The 18,207-nt window shown below is 41.5% G+C and carries 15 protein-coding genes; 10 read left to right on the forward strand and 5 right to left on the reverse strand.

What is annotated here, in order from left to right; translation table 11 throughout:
* The first annotated feature begins 515 nt into the window (after positions 1 to 515).
* A complete protein-coding gene (locus JGK16_RS01325; protein ID WP_293194029.1) occupies positions 516 to 1,403 on the forward strand; it encodes a PEP-CTERM sorting domain-containing protein in 888 nt (295 codons plus the stop codon).
* A gap of 755 nt (positions 1,404 to 2,158) precedes the next feature.
* Here the strand turns inward: JGK16_RS01325 and JGK16_RS01330 are convergent.
* Both JGK16_RS01330 and JGK16_RS01335 read right to left on the reverse strand, forming a co-directional pair.
* Complete coding sequence (locus JGK16_RS01330) at positions 2,159 to 4,813, reverse strand: C39 family peptidase (RefSeq protein WP_293193481.1); 2,655 nt, start codon at positions 4,811 to 4,813, stop codon at positions 2,159 to 2,161.
* 882 nt (positions 4,814 to 5,695) lie between these two features.
* Positions 5,696 to 6,136: a peroxiredoxin gene (locus JGK16_RS01335; RefSeq protein WP_293157736.1), complete on the reverse strand. Its 441-nt coding sequence runs from the start codon at positions 6,134 to 6,136 to the stop codon at positions 5,696 to 5,698.
* 228 nt (positions 6,137 to 6,364) lie between these two features.
* Here JGK16_RS01335 and JGK16_RS01340 point away from each other — a divergent pair, with 228 nt between their 5' ends.
* A complete protein-coding gene (locus tag JGK16_RS01340; protein WP_293193482.1) occupies positions 6,365 to 6,631 on the forward strand; it encodes a hypothetical protein in 267 nt (88 codons plus the stop codon).
* Between the two features lie 131 nt (positions 6,632 to 6,762).
* Here the strand turns inward: JGK16_RS01340 and JGK16_RS01345 are convergent, their stop codons facing one another.
* Positions 6,763 to 8,130: an NB-ARC domain-containing protein gene (locus tag JGK16_RS01345; RefSeq protein ID WP_293193483.1), complete on the reverse strand. Its 1,368-nt coding sequence runs from the start codon at positions 8,128 to 8,130 to the stop codon at positions 6,763 to 6,765.
* Between the two features lie 185 nt (positions 8,131 to 8,315).
* Between JGK16_RS01345 and JGK16_RS01350 the strand changes: the two genes are divergently transcribed.
* From JGK16_RS01350 to JGK16_RS01375, 6 genes are all read left to right on the forward strand, one after another.
* Positions 8,316 to 8,672, forward strand: a complete 357-nt coding sequence (locus JGK16_RS01350) for a hypothetical protein (RefSeq protein ID WP_293202697.1) — start codon at positions 8,316 to 8,318, stop codon at positions 8,670 to 8,672.
* 79 nt (positions 8,673 to 8,751) lie between these two features.
* A complete protein-coding gene (locus JGK16_RS01355; RefSeq protein WP_293193485.1) occupies positions 8,752 to 9,423 on the forward strand; it encodes a VWA domain-containing protein in 672 nt (223 codons plus the stop codon).
* A gap of 150 nt (positions 9,424 to 9,573) precedes the next feature.
* A complete protein-coding gene (locus JGK16_RS01360) occupies positions 9,574 to 11,364 on the forward strand; it encodes a protein phosphatase 2C domain-containing protein (protein ID WP_293202698.1) in 1,791 nt (596 codons plus the stop codon).
* Positions 11,365 to 11,367: 3 nt separating this feature from the next.
* Positions 11,368 to 12,369 (forward strand): protein kinase, encoded by a 1,002-nt coding sequence (locus JGK16_RS01365; RefSeq protein WP_293193487.1) that lies wholly within the window; start codon positions 11,368 to 11,370, stop codon positions 12,367 to 12,369.
* A gap of 12 nt (positions 12,370 to 12,381) precedes the next feature.
* Positions 12,382 to 12,960 (forward strand): hypothetical protein, encoded by a 579-nt coding sequence (locus JGK16_RS01370; RefSeq protein ID WP_293193488.1) that lies wholly within the window; start codon positions 12,382 to 12,384, stop codon positions 12,958 to 12,960.
* 177 nt (positions 12,961 to 13,137) lie between these two features.
* Entirely contained in the window at positions 13,138 to 13,548 is a 411-nt protein-coding gene (locus JGK16_RS01375) for an Npun_F0494 family protein (protein ID WP_293193489.1), read from the forward strand.
* A 108-nt stretch (positions 13,549 to 13,656) separates the two neighbouring features.
* Here the strand turns inward: JGK16_RS01375 and JGK16_RS01380 are convergent, their stop codons facing one another.
* Positions 13,657 to 14,184, reverse strand: coding sequence for a DUF937 domain-containing protein (locus JGK16_RS01380; RefSeq protein ID WP_293193490.1), 528 nt, complete (start codon positions 14,182 to 14,184; stop codon positions 13,657 to 13,659).
* Between the two features lie 437 nt (positions 14,185 to 14,621).
* Here JGK16_RS01380 and JGK16_RS01385 point away from each other — a divergent pair, with 437 nt between their 5' ends.
* Positions 14,622 to 14,807, forward strand: coding sequence for a hypothetical protein (locus JGK16_RS01385; protein WP_293202699.1), 186 nt, complete (start codon positions 14,622 to 14,624; stop codon positions 14,805 to 14,807).
* A 22-nt stretch (positions 14,808 to 14,829) separates the two neighbouring features.
* Positions 14,830 to 16,461 (forward strand): GTP-binding protein, encoded by a 1,632-nt coding sequence (locus JGK16_RS01390; RefSeq protein ID WP_293193491.1) that lies wholly within the window; start codon positions 14,830 to 14,832, stop codon positions 16,459 to 16,461.
* A gap of 696 nt (positions 16,462 to 17,157) precedes the next feature.
* On the opposite strand, the gene JGK16_RS01395 is transcribed toward JGK16_RS01390, so the two are convergent.
* A complete protein-coding gene (locus JGK16_RS01395; RefSeq protein WP_293193492.1) occupies positions 17,158 to 17,862 on the reverse strand; it encodes a DUF6658 family protein in 705 nt (234 codons plus the stop codon).
* Between the last annotated feature and the right edge of the window lie 345 nt (positions 17,863 to 18,207).

The raw sequence follows: 18,207 nt of genomic DNA on the forward strand, positions 1-18,207 counted from the left end.
AGCTTGCTTACCTTGGGATGGCCGACCACTCAATAGCGCAGGAAGTGAACTCTTTCATTGTAGCTAAAGATGGCTTTAGTTAAGTTTGGGTAAGTTTTATGAAGCAGTCGGGAAAAATTCGATCGATTCATGCAGCGCTTCAAGTGCAGAAACTACCGCCCGAGTTAGAAGAAAACGGCGATGCCTGCTGTTAACGCAATGTGATATATTGCAGGAATTTGCTTGACTGTTGTTAAAACCTGCGTAGGCGACAGCCGAGGCGTTAGCCATCGCCTCTCACCGAAAAATAAGGTTTAAAGTCCCTGGGCTCTGCTGTGCTGGTTGTGGCGAGAGTTGATTCTTTAGTTACGGGTATTGGTTAGTTTTTTTGACTAATCTCAGTGATATTACGTAATTACTGACAAAATCTTCACCAAAACTTTAATAAAATATACTGAAATGTGTGATTTACTGAAAATCAAAATAGTCGATCGACAAAATTGATAATTTAACACACATTCATCAGGGAGCTTTTTATGAATTCCATTACAAAAAACAGTTTTCGCTGGACTTACTCGGTGGCTGTCTTCCTTGCAATTATTGGATTACAGCAACCAAAGGCTACAGCAGCAACGCTATCTAACGGCTGGAATTATGCGATCGACTCCTTCAACGACGGCGTGACAGATGGTAGAGTCGGCGGCGGCGAGTTTGAATTTTACGGCATCGCCATCAAAGAAACATCAGACACGGCTTTCATCGCCATCAACTCCAATCTCAGTTTAGCTGGATATGCACGCAGCAACGTTCTCCGAGGCAACATCAACTACGGCGATTTGTTTTTCAATTTTTCCGGTCAAAACTTCAACACAGCTAATGCAAATCGCAGCTTATTTGGCATTCGCTTTGCCGACGGCAATGACTCAGGTGTAGCGACAACAGGCATTTATAGCAATGTTACAGCGAAAAGCGTTACTCAAGCGAACGATGGATTTTCTAATCTAACCGGATACAATACTCATGTTCGATCGGGAGGTGGAACCTCGTCAATCGGTGATTTAGCTGCTACAGACCCGTATTTTCAACAAACAGGAGAAAATACCGTTCTCAATTCAATTGCTTCGGGTACAAAAGTAGGAGAAATCTCTGCTTTAACTTCAGCAACTTTGAGCGCCATGGGTCTTGATTTCTCGCAGTTTAATGCAGTAGGTTCTCAAACCATCGGATTCAGTTTCGATAAATCTGCTATGCCTTCTGGCAGTTATGTTGCTAATTTGTTTGCTGAGTGCGCTAATGATGCGATCGCCATTAAAGGAGAATTTGAGGCCGTACCCGAACCTTCTACATGGTTCGGTACTTTAGTAGGATTGAGCTTTTTAGGTATGGGTGCGGCGAAACGCAAAATCAAGCGCAAGGTTGCTTGAGGCGATCGCAGCATTCTGGCGAACTGGCTCTCTGGCCCATTCGACTATAACATTTACGGTATGTAGTTGCGCTTCAGCGCTCTTTGGCTTGGTATATGAAAGAGCGCGGCGTGGCTGATTGACGGTATGAATTAAGTTCTACCAAAAAGCTCAACGTTGGTATATGAAAGAGCGCGGCGTGGCTGATTGACGGTATGAATTAAGTTCTACCAAAAAGCGCAACGAGTAAGGTATGTAGTTGCGCTTCAGCGCTCTTTGGCTTGGTATATGAAAGAGCGCGGCGTGGCTGATTGACGGTATGAATTAAGTTCTACCAAAAAGCTCAACGGTTGCGCTTCAGCGCTCTTTGGCTTGGTATATGAAAGAGCGCGATGTGGCTGATTGACGGTATGAATTAAGTTCTACCAAAAAGCTCAATTACATACCTATTGTGTTTTTATCGATCGTAAAAAAAGTAAATTCATACTCAAGTTCAGCAACGCCAAGAGCGCTGAAGCGCAACTACATACCTCAATGCCAAGAGCGCTGAAGCGCAACTACGTACCTCAATGCCAAGAGCGCTGAAGCGCAACTACGTACCTCAATGCCAAGAGCGCTGAAGCGCAACTACATACCTCAATGCCAAGAGCGCTGAAGCGCAACTACGTACCTCAATGCCAAGAGCGCTGAAGCGCAACTACATACCTCAATGCTAAGAGCGCCCAAGCGCAACTACATACCTATTGAACGGGCTCTCCGGCCCGTTCCTAAAAAGCTTAGCGCGAGATAAAATGCGCCCAAACATTCCCATCAGGCCCGGCTACTTGATTGATATAGCCATACGGATACATCAACTTTCTTCCCTCAGTATCTCTGTAACCCGTGAGTGCATCTCCCCACGGATCTTGCACGATATAACCCTCAGAATTGTAGCCAATTAAAGTGATAATGTGACCCGCCGCCGTAAAATCTCCCGCTAAAACTATCGGCCGCCGATTCAGCAATTCCGATCGCACGTCAGCCCATTTCCGAGTCGCACTAAAACTCGTCTTAAACCCGTAAGCCTTAATCAGCGCCGAAAGCACGTTGTGATCGGTTTGAGAACCCTGGCCGGCATAGTCGAAACACCACTGCAACAACTCATCCTCCAACTGTCCCCCATACTTAGAACGAACGCCGTAATAATACAGCACCATGGCGATCGCAGTTACGTTGCAAGTAGACCAGTCAAAACGCGGATTGTCCCGCTGTGAAAAATACGGCACGTTCAATTCCACATTGTTCGGAACCGGATCGAAAATTTTATCTCCCCGCTTGAACTGAACAAAACTTGGAAAAACATAACCTGTATTGCCGAAATTTTGCAGCTCTTCAGTCAGAGAAACTTTCAGGTGATCGGTTTCCAAACCGTAGCTTTCCACACCGTAAACTCGACCTAAAGGCAGTGTAGTTCTCTCGGTAGCCGTCAGCTTGGCAGCATCTACAGGGCGTTTTTTAAACACAGTTGGTTGCAGCATTGTCATTGTCAAAGCATCCGGGTCAAAGGGAACTTCTTTGCCGTTTTTCTTGATTTGAACAGATTGCCAATAGATAAATCCCACATTGCCAAAACCGGGAATAGCTTCGGCGAAAGTTACTCGGAAATGCCCCAAAATGCAGGCATAACCAGTGATGGCGTAGGTGCTGCCTAAAGTTAGTTCAGCAATTTGGTTTGCAGGGAGTTTCGATGATTCTTTTGGTTGACCTTTAATCAGAGTTGTTTGAGTTACCAACAGTTGAGCATTCCCGTTGCTATTGGGTACGTCTGCTAGGTCGAATTTCAGGACTTTTGTACCTTTGGCAAGCTGAACGTCTGGTTCGTAAAAATAGCCAAAAGTGCCGATCGGCGAAATTGTCGAATCCAGAACCACCTTGAGATGTCCGTCAATAAATCCGTACTTGCTAAGTGCCAAAGTCTGACCTGCTTTGACAAGAACTTTTTGCTGGTTGTTGAGGCGGGAACCATCAACCGGGGCTACCTTAAACCAAGTGTCGGAAACTATCTTTAAGCTCAAATCTTTTCCGACGGTCAGCGGATCTGAACTTACGGTAATATAAATTATTTGGCTGGCGGTAATGTTACCTTTGCTGTCAGTTGCACGCAATCTCAGCCAGCGAGCTCCGGGCACGCTAAATCCTTTGGGCAAATTCACTTGCCAAGTGCTTGCTTGTTGGTTGAGTGTGACGGTTAGCGGATATTTATCCTCGGCTATTACCTCAACTTTTGCTGCTTCTTGTTTGTCAAAAGTGCCTGAAAGTGCGATCGACTGATTGACCAAAACCTCCGTCGGGCCTTGATAAGTTAAATTCGGCGCCGGATTGAAAGATTTGCCACCTTTGGCAAATTGCACGAAATCTGGATAAACAAAACCCGTATTGCCAAAGGGCGGCAAATTTTCAGTCAGCGAGACTTTAATATGACCTTGTTCGATCGAGAATCCGGAAATTCCGTAAATCATTCCCGCCGGCAAAGTAATTTTTTCTGGCAGTTGCAGCTTGACAGCATCCACCGGCCGTTTTTTCAACACAGTAGTTTTGACAACAGTCATGGTAACTGCATTTCTGTTACAGGCAATCCCCTTGCCGTCTTGCAAAATCTGGACGTGTTGCGAGTACATAAATCCCGAATTGCCGAAGTTGGGAATTGGGCGATCGAGAGTGACTCGAAAATGACTTTCCACGCAAGCGTAGCCGAAGATATTGAAAGTTTCCCCCTGGTCAAATCGCACTTTCTGAGTCGGGCTTAAAATAGTCGAATCTGCGGGGTTGCGCTTTAACCAGGTTTTTTTGTTCACCCACAGCAACTGCATTCCAGGGGGCGGGGTAGGTAGATCGGCGCGATCGAAGATCAGGATTTTTGAGCCTTTAGTGATGACTGCGTGCTTTTCGTAAAAAAAGCCGGATTTTCCTACCGGAGAAATTGGATTATTGAGTTCAACATTCAGGTGTTCGTCTTCTAACTCGTAGCTGCTAATTTGATAACTTTTACCTGCGGGTATTTCCGCTTTTTGCTGGGAGTTAAGACTGCCAGAAGGCACTGTTCCGGCTTTTAATTGGGTATCTTGGAGCGTAATTAACGTGAAAGAGCGATCGGGTGTGTTAGAAGCAGGATTAACTTTGATGTTAATTGTTTGTTCGCCGATAACTTTGCCTGTTTTATCAGTTGCCTTCACCTGCACCGTGCGAGTACCGGCGCTATCGAATCCTTTCTCTAAACTAATGTTCCAAATGCCTGTCGATAAATTTATCCCGGCCTTCAGGGAATTTGAGCCTTCTGCTGCTGAGATTGCCGCCACTTGATTTTTATCAAAACTGCCAACTAAGACAGAGGCTCGATTAGCCTCAACTTCTTGTGGGCCTAAATAACTCAAAATAGTCTTGGTGCTTGTCATTATGTATCCGCCTACCTACTTAATTATTCAGCTACAGCAAGGATAACTTCTCATTTTATCAAACACAACGATCCGATCCCGGACAAAATCGCTCCTGGACTGAATCTAGGGGCAGTTAATGCGTTTTAAAGCATGAATTTTTTATTGTTGGCGAGATTTTTACCAGAAATCTAACAGTCCAGCTAGCGATCGCGCACCTGACGCGAATATACCGCTGGTTGAGAGAATTTGTGGCGCAATTTTTGCGAGAAAAAATTTAATGGAAGTAGGTTATTACCCCCTATACCTTTGACCCCTCACTTAGCTCATTTGAGATTTTAGATTGAGGGATTTTAGATTGAGGAATTTTAGTCGTAGGGTGTGTCGCGACGAAAAATTTTTATAAGGAATGAGAATTAAATAACTTACAATCTTTATTGTTCTTGTGGAATGGGCGTCCCGCCCGTCCTTCCGGGACGGGCGGGACGCCCATCCCACTTTCAAGAGTGTAAATTATTTAATTTGCGATCCTAAGACTTACGCACGGGTTGCCAGAAACCGGGTTTTTGCGATAATACTTTGCTGTGATTCGCAAATTTGGGAAAAAACCCGGTTTCTTTAGACTTACGCACGGGTTGCCAGAAACCGGGTTTTTGCGATAATACTTTGCTGTGATTCGCAAATTTGGGAAAAAACCCGGTTTCTTTGTCGGAGTGCGTATTTCACATATCCGCAATAGTTTGATAAACAAACACAAAATTTATTCTGTAGCAATTTTTGGTGGAAATGGTATTACAAAAAAATCCGGTTTCTACGAGAAAATTGCGTGTAGCAACGAGATATCTCGGAAGAAACCGGATTTTTAGCCCTTTAGTGCGTTCAGGAATGTTAGACTAACGGCGGCTAAACTATGGTGACCAGAATATCTTGAGCGTGAGAGTCAACTTTCATCGTTTCCCCTTCATAAACCTGAATAATTTTGCCAGTACCGTCGATAACAAAAGTAACGCGCTTGGCATAATCACCTTTCTCAACATCGTAAGCTTTGGTAATAGCACCATCAACATCTGCTAATAGCTGGAAAGGCAAACCGTACTTCTCCGTGAACTTTTGGTGCGATTCTTCGTTGTCGCGGCTGACACCGAGAACTACAATGTCTTTGCCCTTGTATTCTTCATGGGCTGCTTTGAAGCTTTGAGCTTGTCTGGTGCAACCGGGGGTGTCATCTTTGGGGTAGAAATACAAGATTACGGTTTTACCCGTAAAGTCGGAGAGGGAGACGGTTTTGCCGTTTGTGTCTTTGGCGGTGAATTGAGGAGCCGCGCACCCAACTGGTAATGTCATAGTTTTGTTGACCTTGCGATTGATAAAGATATTTTAGTTGATTGTGGGCTGTTGTTGTCAATCTCTTAAATTTAGATTCGGAATTGAGTGACCAAAATGTAAAATCTACCTTTCGGAATAGTTTTGATGGGTAATTTTGTGCCTTGACTGACGGGCGATATTGTGTTAGATTGTGGGCGTGGACTCCGAATATACTGACGCTATCAAACTTGATGAAGTAAGTAAAATATGATAGATTTTTACACTGTTATTATCCGAAAGAGTGCCAAGTATTGGGTGGCATTGTGTTTGGAGAATGGATTGGTTGGACAAGGAAATACTCCCGAACAGTCTATCGACAAACTCAAACAGGCGATCGAGTCATTTTCAGAAGTTTATGAAGCTGAATCAAATATTTATTTCAATACTCTTGCTATTAATGAATTGCACGAGTTTCTTACTTTAGAATATGCGGAAGCTTCAGATACTTATGAACTAAGAAAAGTTTATGCCTAAAATAATTAGACTTACAGGACTTACGCAGGGGGCCCAGAAACCGGGTTTTTTGACGAAAATACTGAGTTACAACCCGCAGATTTGGTAAAAAACCCGGTTTCTTTGGTAGAAGTGGGTAAGTCCTGACTTAATTAATTTTGGCAACAAGTTCTAACATATTCTCGAACAACAAGAGATAAATCAAACAATACTTGCTCTCCTTCTATTCTTTTGACTAAATAACGTTGACGCAATGATTCTAACCCATTCATTAAGTCCATTGATGAGAGAGATAAACTTTGTCTTAAATCTTCTCTTGACACAGGTTGCTCAAATTTACTTAATTGTAAAACAATCTCTTGTTCTCTGGGTGATAGTCGCTTGAATAATTTAGTCAACCGAGATTTCATGTCTTTAGTGACAATTAAACTATCTTCGTTTAAGAAATCAGCGACTTTGCCCCCAAAAATATTTTTAATTAAGCTGACAATATCTTTTAAATAAACGGGATTACCTTCATATAACTTTATAAGTTGCGCCCAAGTTTCATCATCCTTTAATCCCCAGTTTTTCATGATTGACCTACTCTCTACTCCTTCTAACTCTAAGCACTTAATAGGATATAACTCCTCATCCAAGCAAATCATTTCTTGACATTGTTCCTGACTAATTAAGATCAAACTGCTTTGATGTTCAATCTCTGTCATCATTGTAAACAAGTTTTGGTAATTTTTATATTCCGTTTTGAATTGTCCTGCCCAGTCTCCCTTTATAAATAATTCTTGGATATCATCAAGAATAATTAAACATTTTTTCTGACGTAAAACATTAAAAAGTTGAGTTAACTTATTGTCAGGTTGAACAGAATCATGATTAACACCTGTTAAAATTTCAGTAATAATGCCATCTAAAGATTGAGATAGTTTGAGGTTTTTCCAGACAACTACATCAAATTGTTGTAAATTGAGATCGACAAACTGTTTAACTAGGGTAGTTTTACCGATTCCGCTTAAGCCTAAAACTGAGATTAGACGAGTATTTTGATGAGTTAGCCAATGGGATAGGGTTTGAAGTTCGGTTGTGCGATCGTAAAAGCTGGTGATTTTAGGGGCTAGGGTTAAATCGTGATACAGAGATTTAGATTGATTCTTAGTTATATTCTCTTGATTGTCTTTGTTTGTATTATATAAAATTTGTGGATTAAAATTAAAGTTGTGATTACTACCATTTACATGACAAATCTTTTGATTTTGAGATGATTGGATATGTAATCTTTGGAAGGTAGAGCGAAAATTATGCTTATTAACATCTTCCCCTAACTGTTTAGATAAAATTTGCCATAGCTGACGCCCAACATTTCTAACACGACTTTCACTACGCTTACAATCATCAGCAATTTCATCATAGGTCTTTCCCTGGTAAACCCCTGTAATTACAGCCTTTTGAACATCATCTAAATATTTTCCCGTCTTAGTGAATACCAACTGATCTGCACATTGTAAAACTTCTGTAACATTCATAAAATGTACCCACAGTAAATTTTTAGCAATTATAGTATATTTTAAGACATTCTATTAATTTTTGTTAATTTTGGTTTGATTTTTAGAAAAAACACAAGATAAAATAAGACATTCTAAGCTTGTGTTCGCTTGTCAAACTATGTATAGTGAATTCTATGATTTTGTTTTAAACAAGGCACTTCAATATGTCAATGCCCCAAAAAATGACTGAAGCTAATCTTCGCTCGATTTCATCTGGTCTATGTGGCATCTATGCAATATACCATGATTTTGATGGACAAATTGATACTGCTTATGTAGGAAGAGCCAAAGGAACACGAGGAAGTTGTATTAAGACAAGACTGCAAAAACATTTTAATGGCACAGATAGGCAGCGCATTGGAACGGTGATATCTTCCCACGAAGACGAGTTTTTCTTTTCTTATGAAGCTATGGAAGATTATGAAGAAGTAAAAAGGATGGAAAAATCAGAAATTACCAAGATCCTACCAGCGGGTAACGTTCAACGAAATTTCAAAATTGAAGATTTAGGAATAGAGTGAGTGAATTATATTTTTTAAAATAATTTATTTCGCTCAGACAAAGTTCAAAATAAGTAAGTAAAACCAGAGGTAAAAGTTTATGGTTGATGGTCAAGGTGTTAAGTATGCAGTGGACTTGGTGATGTGTATTGACGGCACAGGTTCAATGGGTCATTTGATTGAAGAAGTGAAGTCCGCCGCTCTGAAGTTTTACGAGCAGCTAGAAGCTAAGATGAAAGAAAAGAGTAAAAAAATAGATCAACTGAGAGCTAGGGTAATTGTTTTTCGCGATTATTGGGCAGACCCAGCCGATAAGGTAATGCAATGTTCCGAGTTTTTTGACTTGAGAACGCAGTCCTCAGATTTTGCTAATTTTGTCTCACCAATAGAAGCTTATGGTGGCGGGGATGAACCAGAAAATGGTTTAGAAGCTGTTGGGTTAGCACTTAATTCCAAGTGGGAAAAAGGAGACTTTAGCAGGCAACGATATGTGGTAATTGTTTACACCGATGCTAGCGCTCATAGTTTAGACAAAACTTCAAAACCTAGCCATTATCCAAATAATATACCAAAAACATTTGATGACTTGACCGATTACTGGCACGAAATACCAAAATCAGCCAAGCGTTTATTACTTTTTGCACCTGATGCTGAGCCTTGGACAATTATGAGTAGCTGGGAAAATACGATTCATTATGTTTCGGAATCTGGTAAGGGATTAGAAGAAGTAGACATGGATCAAATTTTAGATGCGATCGCCAATAGCGTATAAGCAGGTTTGTTAATTAGACGTAGTGTGCGTCAGATTTTTAAGTTAATGGTTAAACCAATAGCTTGACTTTCTGACGCACCCTACACCTAAAACTAAATGTTTGACTTGAATTTTTAGACTAACCTAGAATATCAAATAAGGACTTAAGTTATGGCTATGACTAAATTGAATTTAGTAGTAAATCTAGAAGTTGCCGAAGCCAAAGGCGAAGATGCTAACTTAGCCGAAGATTTTTTAGAAACTTTTTTGATGGGCGTGTTTGACGGTTTAGGAGGTCGATCTGCTGGTTACGATGGTAAAACAGGGGGGCGCATTGCTTCAGAAATAGCATCTCAAATTAGCCAAACATTCTTCAAACAGTGGCATGGTAAAATAACCCCTGAACATACCCTTCAACTGCAACAGCAAATTTGCCAATCATTAAAAAGTAAAGCCGATATTCATATGCCGAGAACTTCATCTCGGCTAAAAGGTTCTTTAGTGGAACATAAACTATGTACGACGATCGCCCTGGCTAGCATTCTCAAGCAACAGGGACAAGAAAAAATTTTTGAAGCTGACTTAGCTTGGATGGGAGATTCGCGAATTTATTTTCTTAGCCCAACTAAAGGTTTACAACAATTAACGAAAGATGATCTAGTCACTCCCAAAGATGCGTTAGAAATGCTGAGACAAGATCCACCCATGTCTCAATATTTAACCGCTGATATAAATCCGAGATGGCAAATTCATTTTCAGCATTATAGAATCGAAGAAAGTGGCTGTTTTTTAGCTTGTACTGACGGCTGTTTCCAGTATTTTTCTGCCCCTTGGGAATTTGAAAGATTGTTACTCGACACTTGCGATCAGTCAAAAGGGGATACAAAGGATACAAATAATTGGCAAGAATTAATCTATCAGAGATACACAGAGATCAAGCAAGATGATGTTTCTTTAATTTTATATCCAGTTGGTTTTCATACTGTCAAGTCTTTGAGGAATGCTTATAAACAACGTTGGGAATATTTTCAAAAAGTTTTTTTTACTCCTACTGCTAATACTCGCTATGATGAATTACAAAGCTTGTGGGAAAAATATCGAATTGATTATGAATATTATTTCCAATTTATTCAATATATTGAGCCATCAGCTAATTTGAAACCGTCATTTTCAGAAGATAAATCCTCCGTAGCCATTTCAACAACCTCAAATTTGAGTACAACTGACCCATTCCAAGAAATTACTGAGTCATCTAGACAGAGAGCAGCAGCTAAGGCTGAAGAAATTCAAAGTTTGTTGGATCGGGCTAAATCTTGTTTTTGTGATGAAAATAATCAGTTAAAAGAAGCTGAAGAGTTATGCAATCAGATTTTAAAGATTGACGATCATCACAGTGAATGTCAATACATTTTAGGGTGGATTTACACTAAATTAGCTTTTTTTCAAACAAATAATTCTCAAAAATTGGTGTACTTTAACAAATCAATATTCTTTTTTAAAGAAGTTAGAAAAAGCCGAGGAGAAAAAATCATAGAATCTTTACAATCTCTAGGGCGTATCTACTATAATTTATATCAATGGGATAATGCAGTTGACTCTTATCAAGAATCTTTTAGATGTGTGGGTGCGGAAAAAATTGACGATTGGGAAGAACACTTAGAAATGTTCGTTACATCTCTAAGGTCAATAGTTAATAAAGACGAGGCAGCTAATTTAGCAATTCAGTTTTGTCAGCATCTAGCCAGCAATTTACCCTCCCACAAAAAAGCTTATCCTTATTATTTTATGGCGGTTTTACAAGAAATTACAGGACAATTAAGCGCAGCATGGAATAGTATTCAAAAAGCAATCGATATCTATGATACGTCATACTCTTCTGGAGTTAGGTGTAAAAGCGAACCAAGAGCGCGAAAAAAATATAAAGATATTCAGAATAGATACTATGACAGGAGATCTTTATAACCTATGTCTTATAAAAAAGGTGATGTTATTGCTGGAAAATATCTAGTAACCCGTGAATTTGATAGCGCCAACGGTGGTCAATGTCAATGGGGTTTTGCGGTGTGCGATGGAAACGAATACTTTGTCAAAAAATTCCTCAGTCCAGTTTATCCAGGCGAAAATGCACCTGGGAGCGAAAAAGGGAAACAAAAACGGCGCGATCAGTGTGAGAAATTTGCTATAAAACAACTAGCAATTCAAAATGCACTATCGGCTTGTGGTGCGGGGGGTTCAGTCGTAGTCATGGTGGACTTTTTTAAATATGGCGATGACTATGGCGAACATTTCTTCAAAGTCTGTCAAAAAGTCGATACTAGCTCTTTATCAAATGAAATACATAAACTAGAGACAAAAAAGCGTTTATTTGTGATGTTAACCGCAGCAGGGGCGCTGAAAATTTTGCACTCAAATGGTATTGTCCATCTTGATTTGAAACCAGACAATGTGTTGATTAAAGAATGGGAAGGAAGACAAGTAGCCAAAATTATTGATTTTGATAGCAGTATTCTTGAAGGAGAATCAATTGCGGCCGAATTTTTAGTAGGCGATCCGGTATATTATTCCCCTGAATTTGCTAAACATATTGCCACAGGTGGAGAAACGCCAGCACCCACTAAAAAATCTGATATTTTTTCTCTAGGTTTGATTTTCTGTCAATACTGGACAGGTAGTCGTCCGATTTTATCAGGAAGCTATACTTATGCTCACGAAGCTGTTTTGGATGGAAAAAAACTTGAATTGCCGTCTATTACAACTAAAACCAAATTGCGCGGAACTATGATTAACAAGGAAAATCCCCTCGATGCAGAAGTAGGTAAACTAATAAAAGAGATGTTAGGTTTAAGCTCTAAAGAAAGACCTGATATCAATCAAGTCCATCAACAGATCAAAAAGCTTTATAATAATGGTGTTCCACCGAAGGATGGGAAAAATAAGCTAAGTATCAATATGAAATCTAAATTATAAATTTTTTGAACCATGAAAAAAACCTACCGTTGTAAAAGTTGTGGGCATCAAGTTGTTTCACTGATGAAGCCTTCTGAGTGCGAGGTTTGTACAGGACGAGAATGGACGGTATTAGCTACGAGTAAACCGATTAATTCAGGAGATGAAACTATGGCTATTGACAAAGATATATTTTCTTCGTTTAAATTTCGATCTACAATCGAGGGGTATTGCCGAGATATTGGCTGGAATATTTCTAGTATTGACAATAGAATAGCGACAATTAAGTTTAATATGGACTCTGGCAGCACGCAAACTTTATTCATTGTCAAGTACGATTCGACCTTGGAGTTTTCTTGCCCGAGTGGTTTAAAATTCGACGATGAAGATGATATACCCCATCGTTTATCTACGTTACTCCTCACGCAAAATGCTACTTATAAACTGGGATTTTGGGGGATAGAAACTATCGGTGGCAAACAAACTTTTTCAATCATTCATAACGCGGAGATGAGTTTAATAGATGTCACTTATTTTGCCAGGGTAGTCACTAAGTTAGTAGAAGAATGTGATAAATTTGAACAGACCATAGAAGAATTAATCAACAGCTAATAGTTAGAAGACCTAGGAATTGCTTTTTGGGATTTGGGAGTGTTGGGGATGGGCGATCGCCCATCCCCAACACCCGTAACTTCAACCGCTCAGTTGTGGGTAGATTTTTCAGAACTCTACTTTGCTGACTCTAAATAGGTAATCATAAAAATATACTACCTATGCTGAGCCAAATCAATGACTTTTATCCCATCCGAAGCGTTTAAATCTATTAGTTATCCCAGCCGCACTGTCAAAAGAGCCGATCGCGCGATCCGGTGTGCTCCTTTTCAATTACACTTCTTCCAGACCATCCGCGATAACAGTGTTTTCCTAAGCGCGATCGCCTCAAATGCAGGTGTCGAAAGTGGCTACACCCGATCGCCCGTATCCGAACTCGCAGCCGAAAACTCGCTGCTGTGGCTGATTCAAGTCGGCGTGTTGCGGCGCGAAGTAGATGGACAAGGGATTACCGATAGTTTTCGCCTCACGCCCCTGGGCCGCCAACTCGTGGAAAAATGGGAACAGCAAGGAAATAGTTTGCCAACTGCTTCATTGTGCGATCGCCTGGGAAATGCCGTTAGCCGAGGGTTCGGACTATTTTCATAAGAGCGTTAAGGCGGTAAGGTGCGCGCCGCGCACCTGCATAATTAGATTTTAATGAGGACTGAAGTCCTCACTACAAACGTCAATTTCTCTCCCCGAATTTTCAGGTAATTAGCCCTGATTCAAAAAGCGGCTAGCCATCGACATGGCGTCAGTAATATCTACGTCGCCGTCTCCATCTCCATCTAAAAACGCATTCAAAACGGGATTTGCGCCCTGGGCTGGATTTTGGGCGTTGCCGCCGCTTTGCAGCAAATTGAGTACCAAGGGCAGTAAAACAGGGATCATCCCTTGCACTGTTTCGTTATTCAAGCCGGTTCTTTGGGCGATATCGGTCACTATTTGCGTCAGTTGGCCACCTCCGAACAAACTCTGTACCGCTTGTGCATTGGGATTTGTGCCGCTAAATTGGTTGACAACTTCTTGAGCTTGTACGTCTCCAGATTGCGATCGCACGTCTTGCAATGCCGATCGCACGTATCCACCCAAAACCGACATCGCTAGCTGAGTCGTACCCGCATCGACGCCGTGGTTGCCGCTCAACTGCTCTACCGCACCCAGAATGTTGCCCAACTGATTGGGACTTGCTTGTTGGTTGGGATTGTCGATCGCACTCAAAATTTGGTCAAAGAGTCCCATAATTTTCGCTCCGTACAGTGGTTGCTCAACTGTGAATTATAGCAAAGCCTGTTTTTCAAGATTACCGAAAATAGTTTTGAATTGGGTATTTTCACTCATCATACTATTTTTTTTTTATTAGGACGCTCGTTCTTATCCTGCACTAGCAACTTGGTTTATCGTTTCCGTTATCGGATATTTTAGGATGCACTTATACGATTACGATTTTAGATGTTAGATTGAAAAATTGGGAATGACTGATTCCGTAAGGATTTGGAAAACTGGAAAATCAGTTGCATTCTTTTTGGCAACTGGTATGACGTTAATAAACCGTGTTTCTAGGTACTTAAGATATATTTGTTTAAAAAACTATATAGTTCAACTCGCGATCGAATAAATAGGTAGGTAGGTATCAGTAAACCGACAAAGGCGTTCGGGCGGGTGAGTGGAACAATAAATTGTCTGCTAAGCTACAATTGCAGCCTCGGGCGCGATCGCCATGTTTTAGTTGCATCCGCTGGCACTCAAACCCACACTGCATGGAACCCGAAGGACAAGCCGAATCGGAATTTACGCGCGCAGCAGTACGATCGGGCGCTTCAACAGTTCCGAGTTCTGGCGAAAATGTAAAAATCAAAATATAACCCTTTTACTTGCCCCTGCCCCATGCCTTTGCCGCGCCTGCTAACATTAATTGCCGCTTTCTGCCTCACCCTGGGGTTGATTATTGGGCTGGTGAGTTCCTTAACTGGGCTTTACAGTCAAGTTGCGTTGTCTGCTTCTCCGCTGCTGGCTAATTTGCTAATTTTCCTGATCGTGGTACTTTTAGCAACGCTAATTTTTGCGCTGTTTTATTATTTTAGGCTGCTGCAACGTCCGGGAAAAGTTAAGGGAAAACGGGCGATAGATCCGAAGATTCCTGTTGTCAAAAGCGAAGCTGCTTCGGAAAATCTCAAAGCAATCAGGCAGCAAGTCGATCGCATTCAAGATGAAGTAGCACGGCAAGCTTTGCTGTTGAGAGCCCGCGAAATAGAAGCTAGCATGGCCCGCGGCAATGTTCGGATCGTTGTTTTCGGTACCGGTTCTGCGGGCAAAACTTCGGCTGTAAATGCGCTGGTGGGGCGGATGGCCGGACAGGTGGGGGCGCCAATGGGAACTACCGAAGTTGGAGAAACTTACACTCTGAAATTGAAAGGAGTCGATCGAGAATTAGCAATTACTGATACCCCAGGCATCTTGGAAGCGGGAGTAGCGGGGACTTACAGAGAGGAATTGGCGCGGCAGTTGGCGGCCCGGGCTGATTTGATCTTATTTGTGTTGGACGGCGATTTACGCAAATCTGAGTATGAACCGCTGCGGACTTTGGCCCAAATTGGCAAAAGGTCGATCGTGGTTTTTAATAAAGTAGACCTTTATCCCGACAACGACAGAGACGAAATTCTCGATCGACTGCGACAGCGAGTTAAAGGTTTAATATCAGCAATGGATGTAGTTGCAATTAGCGCCAACCCGCAAAAAGTTGTACTAGAAAGCGGGACAATATTTCAGCCAGACCCCGATATGATGCCATTAATTCGGCGAATCGCAGCAATTTTGCGAGCCGAAGGCGAAGACTTAATTGCGGACAACATTTTGCTACAATCTCAGCATTTGGGAGACCAAGCACGCAAATTAATTGACGCTCAAAGACGGCGCGCTGCTGATAAAGTAGTAGAGCGCTTTCAGTGGATCGGAGCCGGAGTAATTGCCGTTACGCCTTTGCCAGTTGTAGATTTGTTAGCGACAGCAGCAGTTAACGCTCAAATGGTAGTAGAAATTGCCAAGATTTACGGCTGCGAATTAAATATCGATCGCGCCAAAGAACTAGCCCTGTCTCTCGCCAAAACCCTAGCCAGCTTAGGAATAGTTGAAGGCGTAATTCAAGTAGTCTCAAGGGCGTTGCAGTTAAGTGTAGCCGGATTTGTACTTGGCAAAGCAATTCAAGCAGTCAGCGCCGCTTATTTAACCAGAATTGCCGGGAAAAGTTTTATTGAATATTTCCGACACGACCAAGATTGGGGTGACGGCGGCATCGCCGAAGTCGTGCAAAGGCAGTTTCAGTTAAATCGGAAAGACGAATTTGTCAAAGCTTTTGTCAAAGATGCGATCGCCCGCGTTGTCGAACCTCTAAACATCTACCAGCAAGAAGAATCGGAACCAGAATTAGAAATGTCAGCAGAATTGGAACCCGAACCCTTGTATCAGCACCCAGGCGACGATTGGGAAACCCACAGCAACAAGCGAAACGATGAATGGTAATTGTCAGTTGACAGTTGACAGTTGACAGTTGACAGTTGACAGTTGTTAGTTGTTATAGCGGTTCTCACAAAGACGAGGTACGTTGTTGGGCTTCAGCCCTCTTGATTTAAGCGGTTATGTAAGCTGTCAGCCATACCTCATCTTTTTGAGAAAGGCTATATTAGTTATTAGTTATTAGTCAACAGTCATTAGTTCCAGGGCTATTTCATGTTTCATTCTGCTGAAACCAGCCTTTCTTGAGGTTAAGATTGTCCGAAGAGAGGCACGTTAGCGCAGCGATCCGAAGGAAAGCAAACAAGAGTGTCTATTTTTCATATGGTTTGATCGACTTGGCTCTAAGTAAGTCGGCGCTTTAAAACACAACTATGTAAACGATTGTAAAGTGTCCAAATGCTTTCTACTGGCTGACTTAAGCCTGTTTACATACTGTTACATATTCTTGCAAGCGTCTTGGGTTAAAACTTAAAGCCCAATACCGTTTACTTAAGAACACCCTGGGGGTAAAACCCTATGAACAATAGATACGGAGATTGCTTTCCTTCGGATCGCGAAAGCTAACGTGCCTCTCTTCGGACCATCTTAAGTAAACCGTATTGGGTTAAAACAGACTAGAATAATAAAATGCAGTCAGACAGAGGTAGGTTAAAAACTCTGTCTGACTGCTGCTTTGAGATCGGGAAATAGCTTTATTTCAAATTAGTCGATCGCGTCTACCGCTCTTTCAGCAGCTCGTTGAGTTCTGTCAATATCTCGATTTACTTTCGCGCGAACCTTGTCCGAGGCATCTTCAGCGCTGTATTTTACATTTCCCGCTGCATCTTTGACATTTTCTTTGCCTTCGCTGACATTATATCTCAGCGACTCAGTACCCTCAGCAGCTCTTTCTTTTGCTCCCTCGGTGGCTTCTTTAACAATCCCTTTTGCTCCCTTCAAGCCTTCGCGAGTATTTTCCTTAAGATTAGCAAAGCCTTGTTTTGTTTTGTCACCAAACTCATCAGCTTTCTGCTGAGCGGTACGAACATTGTCATTCATCTTCTCGCCAATTTGGTCGAGTTTGTTCGGCGCGTCATCTGCTACCCGCCGGATATTTTCACGCACATTGCTACTAGATTTGGTTTCGATGCGGCGCTGGGCTTCCTCTTTAAGAAGCTTAGCTTGTGCTTCTACTCCTTTAACCATTGGGTTTCTGGGATCGTCATCGCTGTATTGATTCTGGCCGCCTTTGTATACGGAAGTTACAGCCTCTGAAGGCACTTCTTTTCTAATTTGGTCGGCAGTTTTTCCGGCTATGACATCAGATCCCTTGCAGGCAGTGCTCACAAATACTAAAATGCCGACGAGAAACACTGTTAAAATTTGTACAGCTCGAATTTTTTTCAGAAATGCAGTTAGTCTGTTCATAAAAATGCTCCTTTCTATGGTGACTTATTTTTTGGAATATGTTTAAATGCCTGGTGGTTCTGTAGGTGGCTACCATTACAAACATTAAGCACTCAAACACTTTTTTAAATATACGAAGACAAACAGAAGTTTTTCATCTATCTGAAGTAACATTCCTTAAGTCATACTAGAAGCAATAACAAAAGCTTTAGTTATAGTCGCGAGAGCAGGAATGAGAGCTAAATGATAGTAAAAAGCATTTTTTACCAGAAATAATTAGTTTAAAGCCTCTCCCTTTGAGGGGAAAATTAAAATCAGACTATTCATTACTCCAATCCTCGGACTTAAGGGTAGAGGTCGCTCTCA

Source organism: Microcoleus sp. PH2017_09_SFU_O_A (assembly GCF_020738625.1).
Classification (GTDB): domain Bacteria; phylum Cyanobacteriota; class Cyanobacteriia; order Cyanobacteriales; family Microcoleaceae; genus Microcoleus.